At 45.9% G+C, this 19,093-nt stretch carries 16 protein-coding genes; 4 read left to right on the top strand and 12 right to left on the bottom strand.

Translation table 11 applies throughout. From position 1 onward, the window contains the following. Positions 1 to 107: 107 nt before the first annotated feature. The 8 genes from EHQ17_RS10830 to EHQ17_RS10795 all read right to left on the bottom strand — a co-directional run bounded on the left by EHQ17_RS10830 (position 108) and on the right by EHQ17_RS10795 (position 7,916). A complete protein-coding gene (locus tag EHQ17_RS10830; RefSeq protein WP_135594846.1) occupies positions 108 to 659 on the bottom strand; it encodes a DUF1569 domain-containing protein in 552 nt (183 codons plus the stop codon). Positions 660 to 842: 183 nt separating this feature from the next. Beyond that, positions 843 to 1,334: an Mpo1 family 2-hydroxy fatty acid dioxygenase gene (locus EHQ17_RS10825; RefSeq protein WP_135594642.1), complete on the bottom strand. Its 492-nt coding sequence runs from the start codon at positions 1,332 to 1,334 to the stop codon at positions 843 to 845. A 92-nt stretch (positions 1,335 to 1,426) separates the two neighbouring features. Beyond that, on the bottom strand, positions 1,427 to 2,188 hold the full coding sequence (locus EHQ17_RS10820) for a helix-turn-helix domain-containing protein (RefSeq protein ID WP_135594848.1): 762 nt from the start codon (positions 2,186 to 2,188) through the stop codon (positions 1,427 to 1,429). A gap of 100 nt (positions 2,189 to 2,288) precedes the next feature. Continuing rightward, the gene (locus tag EHQ17_RS10815; protein WP_135594644.1) at positions 2,289 to 2,693 is read right to left on the bottom strand and encodes an STAS domain-containing protein; all 405 of its coding nucleotides are present in this window, start codon (positions 2,691 to 2,693) and stop codon (positions 2,289 to 2,291) included. 14 nt (positions 2,694 to 2,707) lie between these two features. Further along, positions 2,708 to 3,679 (bottom strand): LB_137 family protein, encoded by a 972-nt coding sequence (locus EHQ17_RS10810; protein WP_135594646.1) that lies wholly within the window; start codon positions 3,677 to 3,679, stop codon positions 2,708 to 2,710. Then, positions 3,676 to 5,130: a tetratricopeptide repeat protein gene (locus tag EHQ17_RS10805; RefSeq protein ID WP_135594648.1), complete on the bottom strand. Its 1,455-nt coding sequence runs from the start codon at positions 5,128 to 5,130 to the stop codon at positions 3,676 to 3,678. Before EHQ17_RS10805 ends, EHQ17_RS10810 begins: the two co-directional genes overlap by 4 nt. 6 nt (positions 5,131 to 5,136) lie before the next feature. Then, the gene (locus tag EHQ17_RS10800; protein ID WP_135594650.1) at positions 5,137 to 6,618 is read right to left on the bottom strand and encodes a SpoIIE family protein phosphatase; all 1,482 of its coding nucleotides are present in this window, start codon (positions 6,616 to 6,618) and stop codon (positions 5,137 to 5,139) included. Between the two features lie 314 nt (positions 6,619 to 6,932). Next, complete coding sequence (locus EHQ17_RS10795; RefSeq protein ID WP_210412851.1) at positions 6,933 to 7,916, bottom strand: c-type cytochrome; 984 nt, start codon at positions 7,914 to 7,916, stop codon at positions 6,933 to 6,935. A 304-nt stretch (positions 7,917 to 8,220) separates the two neighbouring features. Here EHQ17_RS10795 and EHQ17_RS10790 point away from each other — a divergent pair, with 304 nt between their 5' ends. Beyond that, positions 8,221 to 8,841: a hypothetical protein gene (locus EHQ17_RS10790; RefSeq protein ID WP_135594654.1), complete on the top strand. Its 621-nt coding sequence runs from the start codon at positions 8,221 to 8,223 to the stop codon at positions 8,839 to 8,841. Between the two features lie 155 nt (positions 8,842 to 8,996). On the opposite strand, the gene EHQ17_RS10785 is transcribed toward EHQ17_RS10790, so the two are convergent. Together EHQ17_RS10785 and EHQ17_RS10780 are read right to left on the bottom strand one after the other, a co-directional pair. Next, positions 8,997 to 9,623 carry an Lcl C-terminal domain-containing protein gene (locus EHQ17_RS10785; RefSeq protein ID WP_135594656.1) on the bottom strand — a complete coding sequence of 209 codons (627 nt, stop codon included), beginning with the start codon at positions 9,621 to 9,623 and terminating at the stop codon, positions 8,997 to 8,999. Between the two features lie 10 nt (positions 9,624 to 9,633). After that, entirely contained in the window at positions 9,634 to 11,739 is a 2,106-nt protein-coding gene (locus EHQ17_RS10780) for an Lcl C-terminal domain-containing protein (protein ID WP_167881080.1), read from the bottom strand. A gap of 722 nt (positions 11,740 to 12,461) precedes the next feature. Here EHQ17_RS10780 and EHQ17_RS10775 point away from each other — a divergent pair. Then, a complete protein-coding gene (locus EHQ17_RS10775) occupies positions 12,462 to 13,631 on the top strand; it encodes an AraC family transcriptional regulator (RefSeq protein WP_135594660.1) in 1,170 nt (389 codons plus the stop codon). A 257-nt stretch (positions 13,632 to 13,888) separates the two neighbouring features. Beyond that, a complete protein-coding gene (locus tag EHQ17_RS10770) occupies positions 13,889 to 15,067 on the top strand; it encodes a DUF1554 domain-containing protein (protein ID WP_135594662.1) in 1,179 nt (392 codons plus the stop codon). A gap of 179 nt (positions 15,068 to 15,246) precedes the next feature. On the opposite strand, the gene EHQ17_RS10765 is transcribed toward EHQ17_RS10770, so the two are convergent. Together EHQ17_RS10765 and EHQ17_RS10760 are read right to left on the bottom strand one after the other, a co-directional pair. Continuing rightward, positions 15,247 to 16,206: a hypothetical protein gene (locus EHQ17_RS10765; RefSeq protein ID WP_135594664.1), complete on the bottom strand. Its 960-nt coding sequence runs from the start codon at positions 16,204 to 16,206 to the stop codon at positions 15,247 to 15,249. A gap of 124 nt (positions 16,207 to 16,330) precedes the next feature. Then, on the bottom strand, positions 16,331 to 16,834 hold the full coding sequence (locus tag EHQ17_RS10760) for a tellurite resistance TerB family protein (protein ID WP_425460705.1): 504 nt from the start codon (positions 16,832 to 16,834) through the stop codon (positions 16,331 to 16,333). A 116-nt stretch (positions 16,835 to 16,950) separates the two neighbouring features. On the opposite strand from EHQ17_RS10760, the gene metG reads away from it, so the two are divergent. Continuing rightward, complete coding sequence (metG, locus tag EHQ17_RS10755) at positions 16,951 to 19,038, top strand: methionine--tRNA ligase (protein ID WP_135594668.1); 2,088 nt, start codon at positions 16,951 to 16,953, stop codon at positions 19,036 to 19,038. The last annotated feature ends 55 nt before the right edge of the window (positions 19,039 to 19,093 follow it).

Here is a 19,093-nt window from a genome sequence, read left to right as displayed (position 1 = left end):
TCTATTTTTCTTTCAACTTACGAATCTATCCGAAACACTTGCTCTCCGACTTCGGAATTCCGACGAATTCCGAAGTCTTTTTTTTTGCGAATCGAGAATCGACTAATTTAGGAAACTTTAATATAGCTGAAATGGTCGGCTATGTGCATCGCGTGAGCCAGGTCGTATTCGCTTTTCGTCAGATTTCCGTAGGCGAAATGCGGTTTTAGTTCCCCTCCGTAAGCGCGGAACTTGAGTATCGTTTCCCGAAGTATGGAAAGACTTTTTTTCCAGTCCGTGTCGGACCGGATTTCGGTCGCGCCCGGAATAGGAGCTTCCAGATCGTGGGACATCTTTTGGGAAAAGGAGAATTTTAAAAAGGCGAGTTTTCCCGCGGTGTTTTGAAACACAACGCTTTTGTTTTCGGGATAACCTTGGACCGAATATTCTATCGATTGAGCGCAGTGAAGAAATATTTTGCCCGCGTCCCAGGTTCCGTAACCTTCGATCGCATTCGATTTTTCTAATGTATTTAATTCTTCGAGGACCGTATCCAGGGAAGTGTATTTTAGATTTCTGTCCGTCGCGCCTTTGGGTCCGGAAGAACAACCCGTCGTATTGGCCGTGGCGAAACCCGCCGCACCTAAGGACAAAACGGCACCCGCGGATACGCGAAGCATTTTTTTTCTGGTGAATCGGTTCGTATCGTTTGTTTCGGTTTTCAAAGTTGATTCCTCACGAGAATCGGAAATCGTAGCGAATCCTCCGAAACGGTCAAGTTTTTTACGTTTCTTGTTCCGTGGGAGAATTCGCCGAAGAACGGAATCCACAACCGAATTCCGTATTTCCTTCGGATCGAAATCTCAGTAGGAGATTCCGATTTTTTTGTATAAGTAACTGAGACACCAAGCGGGGCCGATCAATAGAAACTGAAGGTCCTTAAAGAAGGAAGGTTTTTTTCCTTCGATTTTGTGTCCGATGAATTGGAAGATCCAAGCCACCACGAAAACGGAAACGGAAACGGAAATCAAAGTGGAAATTCCGGAAAGCGCGATGTAGTAAATTCCGCCCAACATCAACGCGACCATGGACATCATCCCGATGAACATTGGAATCGAAAGTCTGAGATAAAAAATTCCGGTGATCAATACGAAGATCGTAGCCCAGTTGAGAAAAAGTCGGGCCTGTCCCAAAGATTCCGGAAGAATCGTTTGGAGGAAACCCGAAGGAATGGACCAAAGCATTCCCAACAAGGTAAACATTATCGTCGGAACGGCGATCCAATGGATTCTCTTGTTCACTTTATTTTGATGACTTTCCGCGTATTCGCTCAGCCATTGTTCGATCGTTTTCATGGTTCTATTCCCATCCTCATTTTGTTTTTCGTTCCGTTTCGAAGATCGTTTATCGAACGATCGTAAGAATTCCATCAGAAACGGATTACGGCTTAGAGGTCGTTATCATCCTCCATTTTACAGAAGATTACTTGAACGGAACTGCTATTCTTCAAAAAAAGGGAGGGTTTGAGTCCGAACATTTCCCGAAAGGTACGGCTCATGTGAGCTTGGTCGGCAAAGCCCGCCTCGTGGGACGCGGCGGTCAAACTCCGTCCCTGGGCTAAGTACGATACGCACGCTTTGATCCGAAGCCATTGTATGTATTTTCTCATGGGAATGCCCACTTCTTCCTTGAAAAGATGGATCAACCTGCTTTCGGAAAGTCCTGTCGATGCCGCCCATTCTTCCCAGGAGATTGTTTCCGGCACGGAAGAGGAAAGTTTTTTCACCACCGATTCGATCCGCGGATCCATCGGTCGCGAAGGTATATCATTCTTTTTGAATTCGTTTAACGTTTTTTTCCATATTCGAAGGGCGTCGTTTTCGGAGACGGGAGGGGTCAGGAATTCAGCGATTCTTCCGTAGGCGTCGTCGGATTCCAATTCCCTGTATTCCTCTGAGAATTCGAAAAGGGTGCGCCGTATCCGCACGTCGTCCGGGTCGAACAAAAAAACGAATACGTCTTCGTTCGGAGCGTTTAATTGTTGTTCTACGTTAGGACGTACGAATACCGCCTTCGATCGAATCCAATCCGTGGAGCCGGTTCTGAAATCGAAGGGTTCGTTTCTGCTTACGATAAAGGATGCGCTATAGTGTTCGTGCAGTTCGTTGAAGATCGGCACCCCCGTCAAAAGGACGTTGGAGCCGATCAAAAACAGCTTTCCGGCCATCGGTGGAAAGATTAGGAAGCGCTAAACTCATTGCAACTCATTTTGGAACCGAGGTTCCTAAGAATGCCGGAAGTTCGAACGATTAGGCGAGCGCCTTATCGATCGCCGCGTCCAAATCGATCGTGATGCCGATCAGTTTGTCCAGCTTGGTAAGTTCGAAAATCTTCTGAAGATGAGTCGGAACGGAATAGATGATGATCTTTCCCTGCGATTCCTTGAATAGACGGGCCTGCGTACTGATAAACGCCGCCAATCCGGAGGAATCGATATGGCTCGTAGTGGACAGATCCACGAGGAATATGTTCACTCCGTTATCGATCCTTTCGATCATGGCTTCCTTGAATTTTTTCGCGGAGAAAAGGCTGATCTCTCCGGTCGTTTTTAAAATTGCCATGTTCTTTTTCAGCATTCCCTGCGCATGGGAATCGGTGATTTCCTGAACCAAAAGTTCGTCTTTGGAGGTTCCGCCGGGCTTCGTATTTTGCATTTGTTTATACTCTCCTAAAAGTTATAAGTCATTTTAAATTCGATGTTTCGTTCCTTGGCCATCAGATAAGGAAGCGGCCTTTCCGTCGCGGCTATGGAAAAAACCGCCGGGAAGGTGATCAGCGCCGTGTTTAATACGTAGTTCAAGGTCAAAGATATCAGAAAAAAATGATTCAGTTGTTTGTGTTTCGCGTATTCGGAATTGTCCTGATCGAGAATGAAGAAGGTTCCGTTCTCCTGCGGAATCAGGACGGGTTGTTTTTCCTTTACGTTGCTTCCCACATAGTATTCATAGGCGGCTCCCGCCATAAACAAACCGGTCAGACCCATGAGCGTGTAACCGGACTTCAGATAGTTTTTCTTAGTAAGATAATAACCGGGAATAAGATAATCCCAAACACCGAGCGCGGTTTCCGGATTTTTCGGTGTTAAGTCCTCCAGCTTATATACGATTTTTGATATATTCTTATTTTCTACTATTATCGGAGATCCGTTTTCGTCCTGTGTGACCATGATCGATTCGTCGTTGAGGATGGAAATCCGAGACGATACGTCGTCGTCCGTTTCCGATGATATGATGAATTTCAGGTTCGTTTTGGACAACTGCTGAAGTATTCTCGGGGAAGGTTGAGTGATCTTCATGAATTTGATTCTTTCTATCGCGATCCGCAGATAATCTCCGCCTTCGGTCGTATAAAAGACGGTCTGTGCGTTGATTCGGGTTATCTTGTGCGTGCAGACTCGTTTCGGATCCTCGTCCACTTCGAGACAGAGGTTGTTTCCGTCCTCTTCGAATCTCATTTCCGAAATATCGGTCTTTTTGATCTTTTTCTCTCCGTCAGCGGTTTGAATCGTGATCTCCTCCAAGGAAGGATCGTTCTCCGTAACGTTTCCGGAAATTTCCTCACCGGACTTAAGTATGATCCTGTGCGCGGAAGCCTCGAAGGAAAAAATCGCGAGAGCGATTATAAGAATTATTTTTTTCATTGGATCACCTCGATCTTGATCGCAGAATTGATCGGAATCTTCTTCTTCGAAGTTTTATCGAAAAGCGTGATCGAATCGTCGTCTACGGAAGCCCTTAAAAAGGACTGTTTATTAGAATCTTTTAACATTATTAATTTCGAATTCTTAGTGGCGTTTTTATCCATGGAAATGGACTCGATCGAAAACGTGGGAAGCGTGATCGGGAAGTGAGAGGAGTAGAGTTTCGTCTGATCCCCGTTGATTACGATGCTGTTTGCATACACAGGATTGGAATCGGTTACGGTTATTTTAATCATCGCCTTTACAACTTGTGCTTCCGCTTTTTTCAGAAACTGATTGGATCTCTGGATCACTTCTTGAAGGGCCGCTTGATTTTGTTTCGCGAAGTCGGTCTCAAGGAGAGGATCTTTTTTTTCGTCCAAACCCGAGGATTGGTCCAAAAGACGCGTCGGTTGTTTCAACTTTTCGGAAGAAGTTTTGATTTCCTTTGCCTCCGCGGTATCTCCCAACCTTTCCGCGTTCTTATCCGATAGGTTCGCGATATCGGAACCCGCATTGTAGTAATAACCCAACATCAGAAGGCGTCTGTTCGCCTTAATGGCTATGTCCTTGTTTTTCTCCGAAAATGCGAGTGCGGCGTATTCTTTGATCGCGTCGGGTTGATTCCCCGTTTTTTCGAGAGAATAACCTTTGATATAACTGAGTTCCGGGCTGTTGAGTTTCGCCTTTTCGATTTCTTCGAGCGCCTTTGCGTAATTGCCCTTGGCGAAATATGCCTTTGCTCTTTTTTCCGGATCGTCCAGATTCGTTTCGATTTCTTTGACGCTTTGTTTCGCCTTGAGTATGAGCGAGATGAGAATTTCAGCGTCGCTGGAAAGAAGGGTTCCCGGATGATTGGCTCTTACTTCCTGGAGAGGTCTGAGCGCCGCATCGAATTCTCCCTGAACCGCGAGACAAAATCCCTGATGAAGTTGGATGAAGCCGCCTTCTTCCGATGTTTTTCCGAACTGATCGAAAGACTCTTCGTAAGTCCGATACGCTTCCTTATAGAATTGATTTCTTTCCAACGCGAATGCGTGTTCCAAAAGACGGATCTTGGAAGAGTTCAGATGCAGATTGATTCCCGCTTTGAGTGAAAGAGTACGAACCGAATTGATCAAAAACGCGCCGGTTTCGTGGATGAAAGAAGGTTCCAAATCCACCGTGTCCTTGGAGTTGTTGATCATCGCGCTTTGAAGATGGTTCAATTTCATTTCCGCTTTGATGTTTTCCCTGTTAGAAATGATCCCTTCGAATTTCGATCTTAAGATTTCGCTCGAGAACGAGAAGTTTAGAATTTTGCGTCTTTCTAATATAATTCGCAGTTCGAAGAGTTTGGTTTCCAATACGATAAACCCCAAAGGGAGAATCAGTAGGAATCCTACCACGGCTATGAAAAGACTCTTCCTCATATATCCTTATTGTATTTCGATGATACCGAAGGTGACGTCGTCGGGGAAGTGATCCGCAAACGTATGGATTGCCGTTTTGATTTCGTTTACTAGTTCTTTCGGATCGATATTGACTTTGGATTGGAAGAGTTCCGCTAGGCGATCGTCTCCGAATTGTTCTCCGGTCGGTGCGGTGGAGTCGAGAACGCCGTCCGTATAAACGAGCACCTTGTCTCCCGGTTCGGTTTTGATTTTGAGAACCTGATACTCCTCGGGGATCCCGATTCCTAAGATATGTCCCGTAGAGTTGAGAGTTACTATCTTTCCTTTACTTTTGCGGTAGTAATAGATCGGGTTGTGTCCTGCGCTGCAGAAGTATGCGTAACCTTCCTTGTCGAACAACATAAAAATTCCGGTAGCGAAAAACGAACCTTGTAGAGTATCGAAAAGTTTTTCGCTCAGTCTCGTGAAGATGAACGAAGGATTAACCGTTTCCTTCATGATGTTTTCTATATTGAAGTGAATGATGGAAGTGATCAGTGCGGCGGAAACCCCGTGGCCGGTCGCGTCCGCGAGAAAGAAGCCGGTTCTTTCCTCGTTGATCTCGATGATATCGTAGATGTCGCCGCTGACCTCGCGCATTGGTTTATAAAAAAGATCCGCCGTGATAAGATTGAATTTTCTTTTTTTTCCGGGAAGAAGGCATTCCTGAACGTTCTTGCCGATTTCCAATTCCGTTTGAATCTGTTGATTCTTATATTCCAGGCTTTCCACCTGAGAAGCGATTCGTTCCACCATTCCGTTGAACGTGTTACCCAAAAGATCCAATTCATCCTGCGAGGAAAAGTTCCAAGACGCGCGTGCGGAAAGGTCCCCCGTGGACATTGTTTCGCTGACTTCCTTCAATATGAATAGTCTGACGAAAATTTTTCGATATAAAAATATTCCGAACAGAATGTGGAAGACAACTCCCCATAAAAGCAGAAGTCCCAACTGGATATAGAGCGAGTTGAGTCGATCCAAAATTTCCTTAACGCGCACTTGCGAAACTAGGAAAGTTTTTTCCGTTAGGTAGAAGATAAGATTTACGATGAAGTTTTCGGAATCCAGTTCGATATCGTAAGAGCTGTTGATGGCTTCTTTCGCATTGATGATGGTGGTCAGCTTACTCTTGAGATAAGTGATCGAAGAGGAGCTACCGTGTTCCAAGTTGATCTTGAACTTTTCCACCGAACGATCTTCGACGGATATGATCGAGAAATTTTCGATCCCGATGCTGAGAAGTTTGCTCTCTATGTCCGCCAATTTCTCGGGGTCGTCGTAGTTCTGAACTTCGATACCTTCTATTTTTTTTAAAATTTTTCTTGCGATCTGATCGGATTCCAAAGTAAAGTTATCGATCAACAAATCGGTTTGATTTTCGAAGATCATCACCGCAACAAACGTAAGATTGATCACAGTCAGCAACGAATAGATCGAGATAATTTGAAGGCGGAGCGAGCGTTTCATGGCTATCATTGAGTATACTCAACTATTGGTTTATTATCATCGTTTGTTATAAATCGATAATTGCTAGATATATACAGCGATTCTACGCTTCGAGCTATTTTATAAAATAATTCCTGTTTATGGAACGGGATGCAAAATGGCTAAAGTGTCGCAAGGGTACGTTATTTGTGCGAAATTTCGGTGCTTTTTAATGCGAAGTAACTAAGCCTTCCTTATTTTTATGAAAAATATTCCCTGTGGAAGGGTGTTTGTGTCGGAAGTCGAAAGGATGTATAGTGAACTCTATACATCCTGTAGAACCCTAATTCAGCAGATTATTTTTGAAAAACCTGAACGGGATTTGCAACCGGTTTCAAGCTGGAAAGATAATCGAATATCGCCCCTAAATCTTGGTCGGTCATTCCCGAATACTCCAGCCAAGGCATAACGCTGTTGAATTCTCCCGGAGCTATATTAGGATTTGCTTTAGCGCGGAGTCGGTTCGCTTTAAATCGCGCGATGAAAACCTCTTTGGTCCAAGTTCCGATTCCCGTTTTCGGATCCGGAGTGATGTTCGCACTTACGACCTTTCCTCCGGTCGGTAAAGAAAATGTTACCCCGCCCGCAAATTCCATTCCGGGAACGAACTTACCTTTGTCACGCTGACTATGGCAGTCGATACAACTTGCAAAAGTTGTAATGTATTTTCCGTAAGCGATTTTGTCCGAAGTGTCCGGTCTCTTCTTAAGATTGGGAGCTTTCGGTATGGTTCGCAAAATCAGATTCACCGGAAAATTCGCGTGAGATTCCTCCACCTTGTTTTCGACGGGAGGTATGGTTCTTAGATACGCGATGATGGAGTAGATATCCTCCTCGTCCATCTCCGAGTAGTTCGTATACGGCATAAGCGTGAACAAAGGATTTCCGTTTTTGGATACGCCGGCGGTGATCGCGTAGAATATTTCCGTGTCGGTCCAATTTCCGAGCCCGCTTACGGCGGGTGTGATGTTTTTGGAATAGAACGTTCCGGGTACGCCGAAATTATCCTCTCCGAATCTCATCGATCCAGCTCCGGCGTTTTTTTCCACAGGGTAAAAAAGTTTTTTTATATCCCTGTCTCCGGTATGACAGCCCATACAAGCGGCTACGTTATCGACCAGATACTTTCCTCTTTTTACCTGTGCTTCGGTATGAGCGATCTTGATCTCTTTTTTTTCGCCGATGTCGGGGAACTTTAGATACAAAAACCCCAATCCGCCTACGACGGCCAGTCCTAGGATAAGGACGATTCTTTTTAACAATACAGACGTCTTCATCATTTTCTCCAGTTTACGTTTCGATCTGTTAAACAGTTCAGCGATGTAAGTTTGTTAGTTTAAAGCGATCGAGAATTCCCGCTTTATAAGGTTTCGCCTATATGATAATTTTTGAATTCTTCAGGATGGAGTCGTCGAACGTATGTTCGTCGGTAAGCAGAATCGTTTTTGCTTCGCCGGCCGGATCCGAGTTTCGAATCCCCGTTTAGACGTGAAAATACCGAAATTCGACTTGAAAATATCCGTTAGTGGAAACCGAACGGGAAAATGTATTCAAAAAATGGGATAATTCCTTGTTTCGACTTATATGATAAATAGAATCCCTTTCTGCATTCCGCTTTTGTTTCTGTTTGCGTGCGCCGGTACTCAACAGACACAACAGAATTCCGGAAGTCAGAACAAATTTGAAAAAATTCAGACCGCAAAAACGGTCGTCGTAGAATCCTTCGTTCCTAAATCCGTCCGCGAAATTTGCGGTAAAACCCCGGATCCGGAATCGTTTAATCCCGAAGTAGAACCTTGTATTCAGAGAAGACAAGAGGAGCTTTTTAAGAGGATTTATTTGCCTTCCGAAAAGGAAAAAAACCTAACTAAGGCGCTCGAATTGGTTCTCTCGTTGAAGAAGGTTTTTCCGAAAAAGAAATTATTGATCGGTAAAGAAGCGGATATCCACGTTAGACACGTTCAACAGAAAGTGGAATATTGCGATTCGGGTCAGACCAACTGCGTTCCTGTGATTCATAACGTGATTTCCTTTTCGGATTCGCCGACGCACGAGGTCAATAAATCCTATACGGTCGTTCCCCAACTGAGTTATATCGAAAAAGAGGAAAAGGAACTTCCGATGGCTAAATGGGGGGAACGTTTGGAATCCATTTCGCGCGAGAATATAGATTTTATCTTGGGCGCCTCTTTCGTTTTGGAATGACCTTCCGTTTCAAACGTTAAGCTGATTTGACGAAGAAGAAAAAGAAACCCTCTTGAGAAAGCGCGGCTTTCTATCCTGCCGCGTTACGAAACATTCATCCGCAAACAAAGCCGTCGTTCGTTTGATGTGACGAGTTTGCGGACGAATCGAAACGTTTAGTACGGACCGCTTACACAACGAACGTAACCGTCCGAATCCGATTTTCTTTTTTCCACGATTCCTCCGGTCCGAAAGTCAACGATGTACGCCATCGAACGGTATCTCGTGTTGGCGGGAATCGTAAAGTATTGAACGTTATTCGTACCCAATTCCTCGAGATACTGTTTCGGATCATTGCTTCCCGAGTTGCTCGGGCTGTTGCCGTTTGGGAACGAGGATGTGGAAGTCCAATATCTTCCTATGTCCGTATCTGGAAACAGAGTGGATTGGATGTAGGGAGGGTTGATTCCCCGTTGAAGATCGACAAGGGCAAACAATTCCTTGACCGAGGGAAGTCTCCAAACCCGACCGTCGCCGAAATTCAGCCCGTTGCAATACGTAAGTGCGGTCGCCCAGTTGCTCGTTCTCGCGGGTCCGCTTACCGTGTTACAATCGGTGTAGTTTAACCCCGCGGTTCCTCTTCCGCGGATACATTTTCTCCAAAGGATCCGGTTGGTTTGATCGTCTACGACTCCGTTTCCTAAATCGACGTGGTTGTCGAACGGAGTCACCGCCGAAATACCTTCCGCTTTCAACAGAAGAAGCATCGTAGACAATAAGATAATTCTAATATACTTTCTCATATGTTTCTCCTTAATCCGCCACACACATGGTCAATAATATGTAGTTGTTCGGCCAGGTACCCCAACCCGCGTAGTTGACTTTGTGTTTCGTATGAGTTCCGCCTCCGAATACGGAAGTCGTCCAGGCTCCCCAGGATGTTCCGTTGGACAGAACCGCCATACTTAATTGTCCGGGGTTGGCGTAGTCAACGTTGGGTTGTGTGGAACTCATAGCGTTCGTCATGGTCCAGTATCTTTGGTAATCGTTGCGAACGAATCCCGGAAAGGCCAGGGTAGGAATTCCTTCGTTTCCGGTGGTTCCCTCGTAGGTCATCAGACTCATTTGTTCTTTGAGGGTCGGAACTCTCCAGGTAGTTTTTCCGGCAAAACCCGCGCCTGAGTTATTCAGATTCAGTTGGAGGCAATACGGGATCGCGTCATACCAGGTTTGATACGAAACCGGAGTCGCGCTGACCACGCAGGTTCCGGCGGACCATTCGTAACCGGGCCCGCAAGTCTTCCAAGTTTTTCCGGTCACGTTATCCACCGTTATCATATCGTTCGGATATGCCGGGTCGGAGCTCGGAACCATCAAACCGTAAGGGAGAACGCTGTTGTCGGCGTCTTGTCCCGTGGTCGCACAAGAACCGAGCGTATTTCCTGCGGCGTCGAAACAACTGGTTTGTCTTGTGTCGGTGATTCGGATCACCGCAGGATCGGATTCCGTTTTATAGAGAAGTTTGATTTGATTGCTCGCGATAAATGCGCCCGCAACTACGTTCCCGGCTTTGTCTTTAAATTTCGGATCGGCGGTCATATCAAAAAGATGATAGAAGAGATGCCATTCCGGAAGTTTTCCGTTGAAGGAAACGCGGTAGGTTTGTGCATCCACCCAGGTTCCCGTGATGGTGGGCCAAGGAACGAGGGTAGCGGGAGAAGTTCCGGTGTCGTAGTGTTTGGGAAGCGGTTTGAGGCTCGTGTCCATGTCTTCACTGAAGACGAAGTCGAGGTGATCGGTATTTAGGTTCACCGTAACGTTGGACACGGTGCTGGCAGAAGGCCCACCGTCGATCGTAATCGAAGAAATTGCAGGGGCGGTGTCATCCCGGTTGATCGTTCTCGAATTGGATCCCACGTTGCTTCCGGAGGTGGTCAGACAAACCCGAATCGTATTGGCGCCCGCTGCCAGATCTGCGCCCGGAATATTCGTGATGATATTCGTGTTGGCCGCCGCAGAACCGGTAATCGCCGTGGAAAAAGCGCTTCCGTTGGTGCCGGCTGCGCAGTTCGTTCCCCCGATGCGGAATTCATACGTTCCGGCGAGGTCGGATTTCCAATTGATGTTCGAGCTGTCGGTTCCGCGTATATCCGACTTTGATACGGAATTGATCGTGATGGTAGGATTTCCGACGGAAACGACGTATTGACTTGTGGAAACAGAGCTTACGTTCCCCGCTTTATCGACGGCTACGACTTTGACGTCCGTTGTGGCGTTGTTCGCTACCGCAAATGCCGAACTGTATGCGGTTCCGCTCGAAACGGAACCGGTGGCCGTTAAACCGGGATCGGTTCCATCATTGCGGTAGGCTACCTTCAAACATCCTGCGGCGCCCGTATCCGTACAGGTCAGGCCGATGCTGGGAATCGAAGATCCGTAAGTTCCTCCTGCTGGACTGAAAGAAACGGAGGGGGCCGAGTCGTCCCGAACCGCAGTAACCGAAACGTCATCCCAAAGAGTGGTCGTATCCGGACTCAACAGACAGAGTTTGACCGTGCTACTTCCCGCACCCAAATCGGATGCGTTGAGACGATTGGTGGTGCTTGTGGAGCTTGCGATCGCGCCGCTTGCCTTCACCGTTCCGGAGGAGCAAGTGGAAGTTCCCGTGCGAAGTTCGTAAAAACCGTTCTTATCCGCAGACCAGGAAATATCATAATAGCCGATTGCGCCCGCGGTATTGCTTACATAAAATGTAGTCGCAGAAGTATAATTTAAGTTACCATTCGTAGCCGTGATCGGAGTAACGGGAGGCGTAGGAACCGGAATGCTACCGGAACCGTCGTCACCGGGAGCATAGGCGATGCCGGCGGTAGAAGTCGGTAGGAAAAAGAAATTTATTCCTTTCTTCCCTTCGCCCATTAAACAGTTGGAAAGGCAAATAGAAACAACCAGCCCAAGCCCCAGGATTGATGAAGTATGGAAGCGATTTTTTTTGTTTATTTTCACATGTTGTTTTCTGTTTGTTTTGATCATAAAAGATCCTCCACAACATTTTTAATCCGCGATTTTTGAATCGTTCTGAAAGGAATTTACTCTTTTTTTATCTAAAATACGTCACCAGATATAAATAGGGAATTTTCTGTTTATAAGTTAGAGCTTGAAGCAATTTGAGGAAAAAACTTTATGGAAAACCTTCGTCAGGCGCATGCAGAAGTTTTTCAAAATCAGTTCGTAGTATGGGAAAAGTATGTCTTTCGGGCTCTGAATTTAAACGGATTTACCAAAGTATTTCAAGTAAGGTTTCACTCTTTGGGGAAGCATACGTGTTTGCACTTTTTAGGAAAGAAAATCGGTTTTTGGTGTGAAAGATGCGTTTCTGTCTGTTGTCCTTCTGTGAGCGTTTCTATAATTCGGGAAGATAAAAATCGGCATTTTTTTAACACTTTGAGGAATCGACAAGTTCGGGGAAATAGACAAATTCTTCCTCTTTCCTCCGTTAAAAATCGAGACCGGGATTTTTTTTCAGGAACTCACAAGTTATAAATCCAAAAAAATAAAAAAATGAGCAAAGGCTCGTAAATTCTTTGTTAACATAGTATCTGGGAAAAATACATAAATAACTACTTACAAAGGATTCGGATGTGGAAGAGGTTAAATACTACTCAATAGCGGCGATGCTTTACTTTATCATCGCTGCGTTCAGGCTTTTCAAAAGGGACAGGAACCAAAAAGTTTTCACCCCAGCGCTTTTTTTCCTAATGGCTTTTCTGTTTTGGTCGTTTACGGCGACGATCTTCATAACGGAATATTCCCTAGCGAAGAAACTGGCGCAGTATCTTTATGCGTTTTTTTCCGTGACTGTCATTCTGTTTTATATGCATTTGGCGACTGCGGCAAAAAATGGAGATGCGCAGTTGATTTCGGGGGATTTATCCGCCCTGAGAAAGTTGCTTCTACGGAGTTTTGCGGCCACGGCGGCGATCGTGGTGGTTTGGGATTTATTGGATGAGTTCAAAATTCCGAATCTCTCCGAGATGGTTTCTTTGGGAAGTTTCCTGTTTTTTGCCTATTTGCTCTTCCAAATTTTGATTCCGATGCGGGCCCAGGAAAACAGGGGAAATCTTATCCGAATTCTTCCTTCTGTAAGTATTTTGCTCGTAATCAAACTTTCGGAAGTTGTGCGTTATTTTGAAGGTGCGAAAATCATCGAGCCGATCAACACGATCAATCACTACTTTTTGATTCTTTCTCCGATTATTTTGAGCGAATTTGTGCCCATCATTTATGAAATTCGGAGAACTCAGGATGAATTTCACCTGGGAGAAGACGGCGAATTCGACGAGGATTCCGAAAAAGCTCTGTCCCAGCGCGACGCAAATCTGGAAAAGCGTTCTCTCCTAGAAGATTTGAATCTCGAAAAGGTGGAAAATAAACTCAATGAGTTGATGCAGAATGAAAAAATCCATTTGGACGAAGAGCTCCGACTTCCCTCTTTGGCTTCGGAAATGGGTCTTTCCGTGCATCATTTGTCCGCTTTTTTGAATGAACACGTAGGGATGAATTTCAATTCTTTTATCAATCATCACAGGGTGAAAGAAGCGAAAGTGATGTTGTTGGAGGAACCGGATCGTTCGATTCTTTCGATCGGAATGGCGGTCGGCTTTAGTTCTTCTTCCGCGTTTCATCGCGCTTTTTTAAAGGAAACAAAAAGTTCCCCGAAGGCGTTTCGGGAAATGAATCTTCCCAACTATAAAAATAAAGAGGAAGAAGTGGAAGAGGATTTGGATTCGAGATATTCACATTCCATATAAAAAACCTCATCGTTCATTCTTTGTGGAATCGTGGGGTGCGGGAACTCTTACGAAAACTGGATAAAACCGGAGGAATTTGTCGGATTTCTGAAAAATGGAAGTTCGACGGAGACCTCCGATTTCCTTTTTTAAAGAAGGATTCGATCGTTTTGATCGTTGTGTAGGATCTCTCACATTTCTCGAAAAGAATCCTTTCAAAAAGAGTAATTCACTTTGTAGTTAGAATTGTAGGCATGTAGGCTAAAGTACCTTTTTATATGAAAATCGTTTCTTTTTATAAATACTCTTTGTTGATTTTTTTATCGGCATCTGTTTTCTCTTGTGCCGAGGCAAAGCGTTTTTCACTCGATGGTCCGGGCGGCGCTTTGATCACCATCGCGCAAGACGTTGGAGAATCGTATTCGATTCCCAGTTTTCGTTTTGGGGGAAACGTGCGAGGGCTTATCTCCGGAACGGTCGCACTTCGATTGAACGAGGAAGTTTTGCCCGTTTCCGCAAACGGGTCGTTTCAGTTTACGGGTTCGCTCTTTCAAAATCAAAACTATTCGTTGAGCATTCAAAGTTCGGCCAATGATCACGTTTGCAGAATTTTTTCCGGCCAAGTTGAAAATCCTGCGGGAACTACCGCAACGGATGTTCTCGATCTGGAAGTTTATTGTGTCACGGTATTGATCAATTCCAAAACCGTCGCGGATCCGATCTCCGTCAAAGAGGACGGCACGGCTCTGAACCTCAACATCGCATTGAGTGGACCCATCGATTCAACCGATTCGGTGGCACACGTCGGTCTTTCCACGACGGCTACAATCAATCATTTTAATCCCGGACCGGATACCTACGATATGAATTTCGCAAATCCCGACTCCGTTTCCGTAACCGCAACGGACGCAGTTCCGACCGCGGTCACGGATTATTACGACAGAACCTTCACCCTGAATGTGACGGTTGCTCCGATCGGCTTATCCCTTCCGTTTACGATCAAACTAGTGGACAACGATAAGATGATTCGCGAGGTCGTCCGCATCAGCGGAGGAAATCTACAATACGGAGGGGCGGCTTTCGGAATTCAAGGCGCCGATTCGTCCTGCAATTCCTCCGCCAGTTTTTTCTCCAAGGCTTTGGTCGGAGCTCCGGGAAGAATCCCCGGTTCGCCGGATTGGCCGATCGCAAAGAACACCAATTATTACTATTACGGTACGAACGTTCTGGTCGGAACCTCGGACAACAACGGTGTACTGTCGTTCAGCACCCTCTACGGAAGTACCGGAGTTTCCGCCGTGGATCTTTGGTCCGGTTTTAATTCCGACTGGAGCCTGAACGCGAGCAATTGCAACGACTGGACGAATAATATGAGCGGCTTCGGTTTGGCGGGCGACGGGGTCTCCAATATTCCCTGTACTACGGGCACCCGTTATATTCTTTGTATCCAACAATGATTCGCGCGGGTCAAGTTCGGATGACCGGATGATCGTCGTCGCGGCTTGGTCGCTCGGTCGAATCCTAGGATTTGCGGAATCGTAATCGCTTCCGGTATGTCGGAATTTCTTCTGATTCGGTTTTCGTTCCGATCCGAAATTGAATCGATTCTAAATTAGGAATTTATTGTATTCCAAATCTATTGAGTGCGTTTTCTTCCGATGACGGCGTATAAACCTTTTGCGACGCTCTGCAGCGCCCTCGTCATCACCCCTTTGAGTTTTATATTTAAGAAAAGTTCCAGGATCAATTCGCGAAGAGCCAGGTCGAAGGGAAGATTGTAATTCTTCCAAAGGATTCGAAATTGGAACGGATAACTCTGTTCCGGTTTATCGCCCGAGTCCGGCGGAAAATGGATCAGCGTTCCCTCCACGATCGTTTCCCCGTCGTCGATGTGTTTAAACTCCACGTAGATCTGGACCCGGTTCTTCAAAAAGGGAAGCGGGATCACCTGTAATCCGGCCAATTCCGACCAAGTGATGTCGTTTAACGATAAGAATCCTCTCGTTTCTCCGCCCAAAACGCCGATCCTTAGATTGCCCCGTTTTCCGAGCCTACAACTCCCGCTTTTGGTTCGAAATAGGATTTCAAGCGGCGAACCGGAATCCATATAACCGCCTTCGATCGCGACGTCCCGAAGTTGTATGGAATACGTGGGAGTCAGCGTTTTATCGACGATGGAAACGGAACCGTTTTCTATTTTCATATTTTTGAATACGATTTTTCCTCGTTTGGGCATCAATCCTATCTTTTTGTGCGGACTGATTATATTCGTATAATCCATATGAAAGTTTTTGAATATGGAAGAAGGGATCGTCAGCTTTCCCCGAAACAGAGAGAAAACGTCGATCTTTAGGCTGAGAAAGGAAATCCTTGCGTGGACTTGGTCGGTTTTCAGGATTCCAGGAAATTCGACGGTGCAGTTTTTCGCGATCACGTAAAATACGGGGAGTAGAATTCCAGATGAGGTCCAACGAAATCGGAAATGACGGAAGGAAAGAAAATTGACGATCGTTTGGATCACCGGCCCCGACATCGCGAACTGCAGACCCGCGTAGACTACGAGCAGATAAAACAGAATTTCCCAGATCCAACTCATACGAACGTTATAGATCGAGCACCGCGCACAACCTAATGCGAGTTATACGTTTCAGATCGATGCGTAAATCTTCGGTTCTCAACGAAGCCGGAAAGGGGATAGGATCGTTTTTCAATCGAGGCGTTTACTTCTTTTTTTCGATGATTCGATTTTCGATGTTCTTTTTATCCATAGCGGAAATTTCCAATTCTTTCGCGAGATCGTCCAGGAATTCCTTTTCCTTTTTGGTCAACCCGCCGTCCATAGAAACGATCACACAGGCGTCTTCGTAAAAACCCGCGGCCATGATCGGATTGCCTTCCGAAAAGTTGCGGATCGTTTTTACGGGAAGAGGATTTTCGAATACTTCCGATAATTCTCCGATGATGTCCGTTTTGTCGGATTGATGATCGTAGAAAATACATCCTTCTTCGAAAAGGGCCTTGACCATCTGACCTACGAGACTTCCTTCCTTTTGATGAAAGATTCCGTCCGCCATACAAGAGTAAGACCAAACGCTCACGAGAACCTTGGCGTAATTTAACTTAAGCTGAAATATCTCCGATTGAGGATCCATTTCCTCTCTGAACTTTTCGTAAAATTCATGCCCCGGCAGAACTTTGCTTGCAAGGGATGAAAGATTCTCGATTGGCATTGGAAATTCCTCCAGGTTTTCAGAAAATTCTATCCTAACCATTGGATTTGCAATGAAAATCCGAAAAGAAAGACGTTGATTTTGACCTAAATTTTAAGAACCTGACTTTTGTGAACAACTCTTCTCCGAAAAGAAAGATATTGGTTACTTCCGCGCTTCCCTATGCGAACGGATCGATTCACTTGGGTCATGTTCTGGAAGGCATTCAAGCGGATGTCTGGGTCCGTTATCAAAAGGCGATCGGAAACGATTGTTATTTTTTTTGCGCGGACGACACACACGGTACTCCGGTGATGCTCGCGGCCAGAAATCAGGGAATCACCCCCGAAACATTGATCGAACGGGTTCATCAGGAACACTTTCGCGATCTACAGGCTTTCGGAATAGAACACGATCGGTATCATTCCACAAACTCGGAAGAGAATCGTATCATCTCCGAAGAAATTTATTCCGAACTGAAACGGAAGGGACATATCTCCCGCACGAGCATCGAACAGGCCTATTGCGAGAAGGACAGGATGTTTCTTCCCGATCGTTTTATCAAAGGCACGTGCCCTAATTGTAAATCGAAGGATCAGTACGGAGACAGTTGCGAAGTCTGCGGTGCGACGTACGGTCCTAAGGATCTGATCGATTCGCATTGCGCTTTGTGCGGAACCTCTCCCGTTCCCAAACATTCCGATCATATCTTTTTCGAGTTGTCGCAGTTTCAGGAGTTCCTCAAAACCTGGATCGAAGAAGGAGAACACGTCGTGGACGGGGTTCGTAAAAAACTTCGGGAATGGTTCGAAGCGGGACTACAAGCCTGGGATATTTCCAGAGACGGGCCGTATTTCGGTTTTAAAATTCCGGGAGAAGAGGATAAATATTTCTACGTTTGGCTGGACGCTCCCATCGGTTATATGGCGGCGTCGTTGAATTTTTTCCAAGGTGATCGCGCTAAGTTCGATTCGTTTTGGAAAAACGAAAACGCGGAGATCGTCCATTTTATCGGGAAGGATATATTATACTTTCATACTTTGTTTTGGCCGGCGATGTTGAACGGAAGCGGTTACCGCACTCCTAGTCGCGTCCACGTCCACGGTTTCATCACGGTCAACGGCGAAAAAATGTCGAAGTCCAGAGGGACGTTCATCAACGCGGGAACCTACGCCAAATATCTCGATCCGGAACACCTCCGTTTTTATCTCGCGGGTAAACTCGGTCCGGGAATGGACGACTTGGATTTTTCCTTCGACGATTATACGGCTCGGGTCAATTCGGATTTAGTGGGCAATTTGGTCAATCTCGTTTCGAGGATTTCCACCGGAATCCTCGACCAACTAAACAGAACGTTAGGCGTCGTTTCTTCGGAAGGGAAGGAGTTGTTGAACGAGTTGATCTTCCAACCCGTAAAAGTCGGAAACTCCGAGGATACGATTTCGAATATCATAAAAAACTCATATGAAAGCAAGAACTACGCGCGCGCGATGCGGGAGATAGCCCGTCTCGGGGACAGAGTCAATCGTTACGTCAACGACAATGCTCCCTGGAAACTCGTAAAAGAGGATCCGGAAAAAACCAGGGAAGTCGTAACGACGGTTTTGAACGCGAGTCGTTTTTTGGCGGTTTATCTTTATCCCGTGGTCCCGAAAATATCCGAAAAGATTTATAAACTTCTCGGCCTTGGTAATCAACCGGTTTTCGAGGATCTGGACTTGTCCAAAGTATTAGAAAAAACGAAAGTGAATCCGTACGAGATGATCACGAAACGAGTGGATGAAAAGGCGATAACGACTATGTTAGAAGAAAATAAACGATCGATTCCTACCCAATCTAAACCTGAGGAAGGTTCCCAGGCTGCCCCAATCTCTTCGAACGTTTCGGAGAGAGAAGAAATTTCCGTCGAGGATCTGGCGAAAGTCGAATTGCGCGTGGGACGGATCGTCGAGGCCGGACCGGTCGAAGGCGCGGATAAACTCGTAAACGTAAAAGTGGATCTCGGGGAATTGGGAATCAAAAACGTATTCGCGGGAATCAAAGTCGCTTATCAACCGGAAGATCTTAAGGGTTTGAACGTTGTGGTCGTGGCCAACCTGAAGCCTAGAAAGATGAAGTTCGGAATTTCGGAAGCGATGTTGTTGGCTTCCGGAGAAGGGGAAGGTTTGAGTCTTTTCGTTCCCCATAAGGACGCGAAACCGGGGGATAAGCTGAAGTAGTTTTTCCTCCGAGCCGACGTCGGTGTTCTTTACATACGAGCGGTCGTATTCGTTC

The organism is Leptospira gomenensis, assembly GCF_004770155.1.
Classification (GTDB): Bacteria; Spirochaetota; Leptospiria; order Leptospirales; family Leptospiraceae; genus Leptospira; species Leptospira gomenensis.
This window is presented reverse-complemented; position numbering and strand designations above follow the sequence as displayed.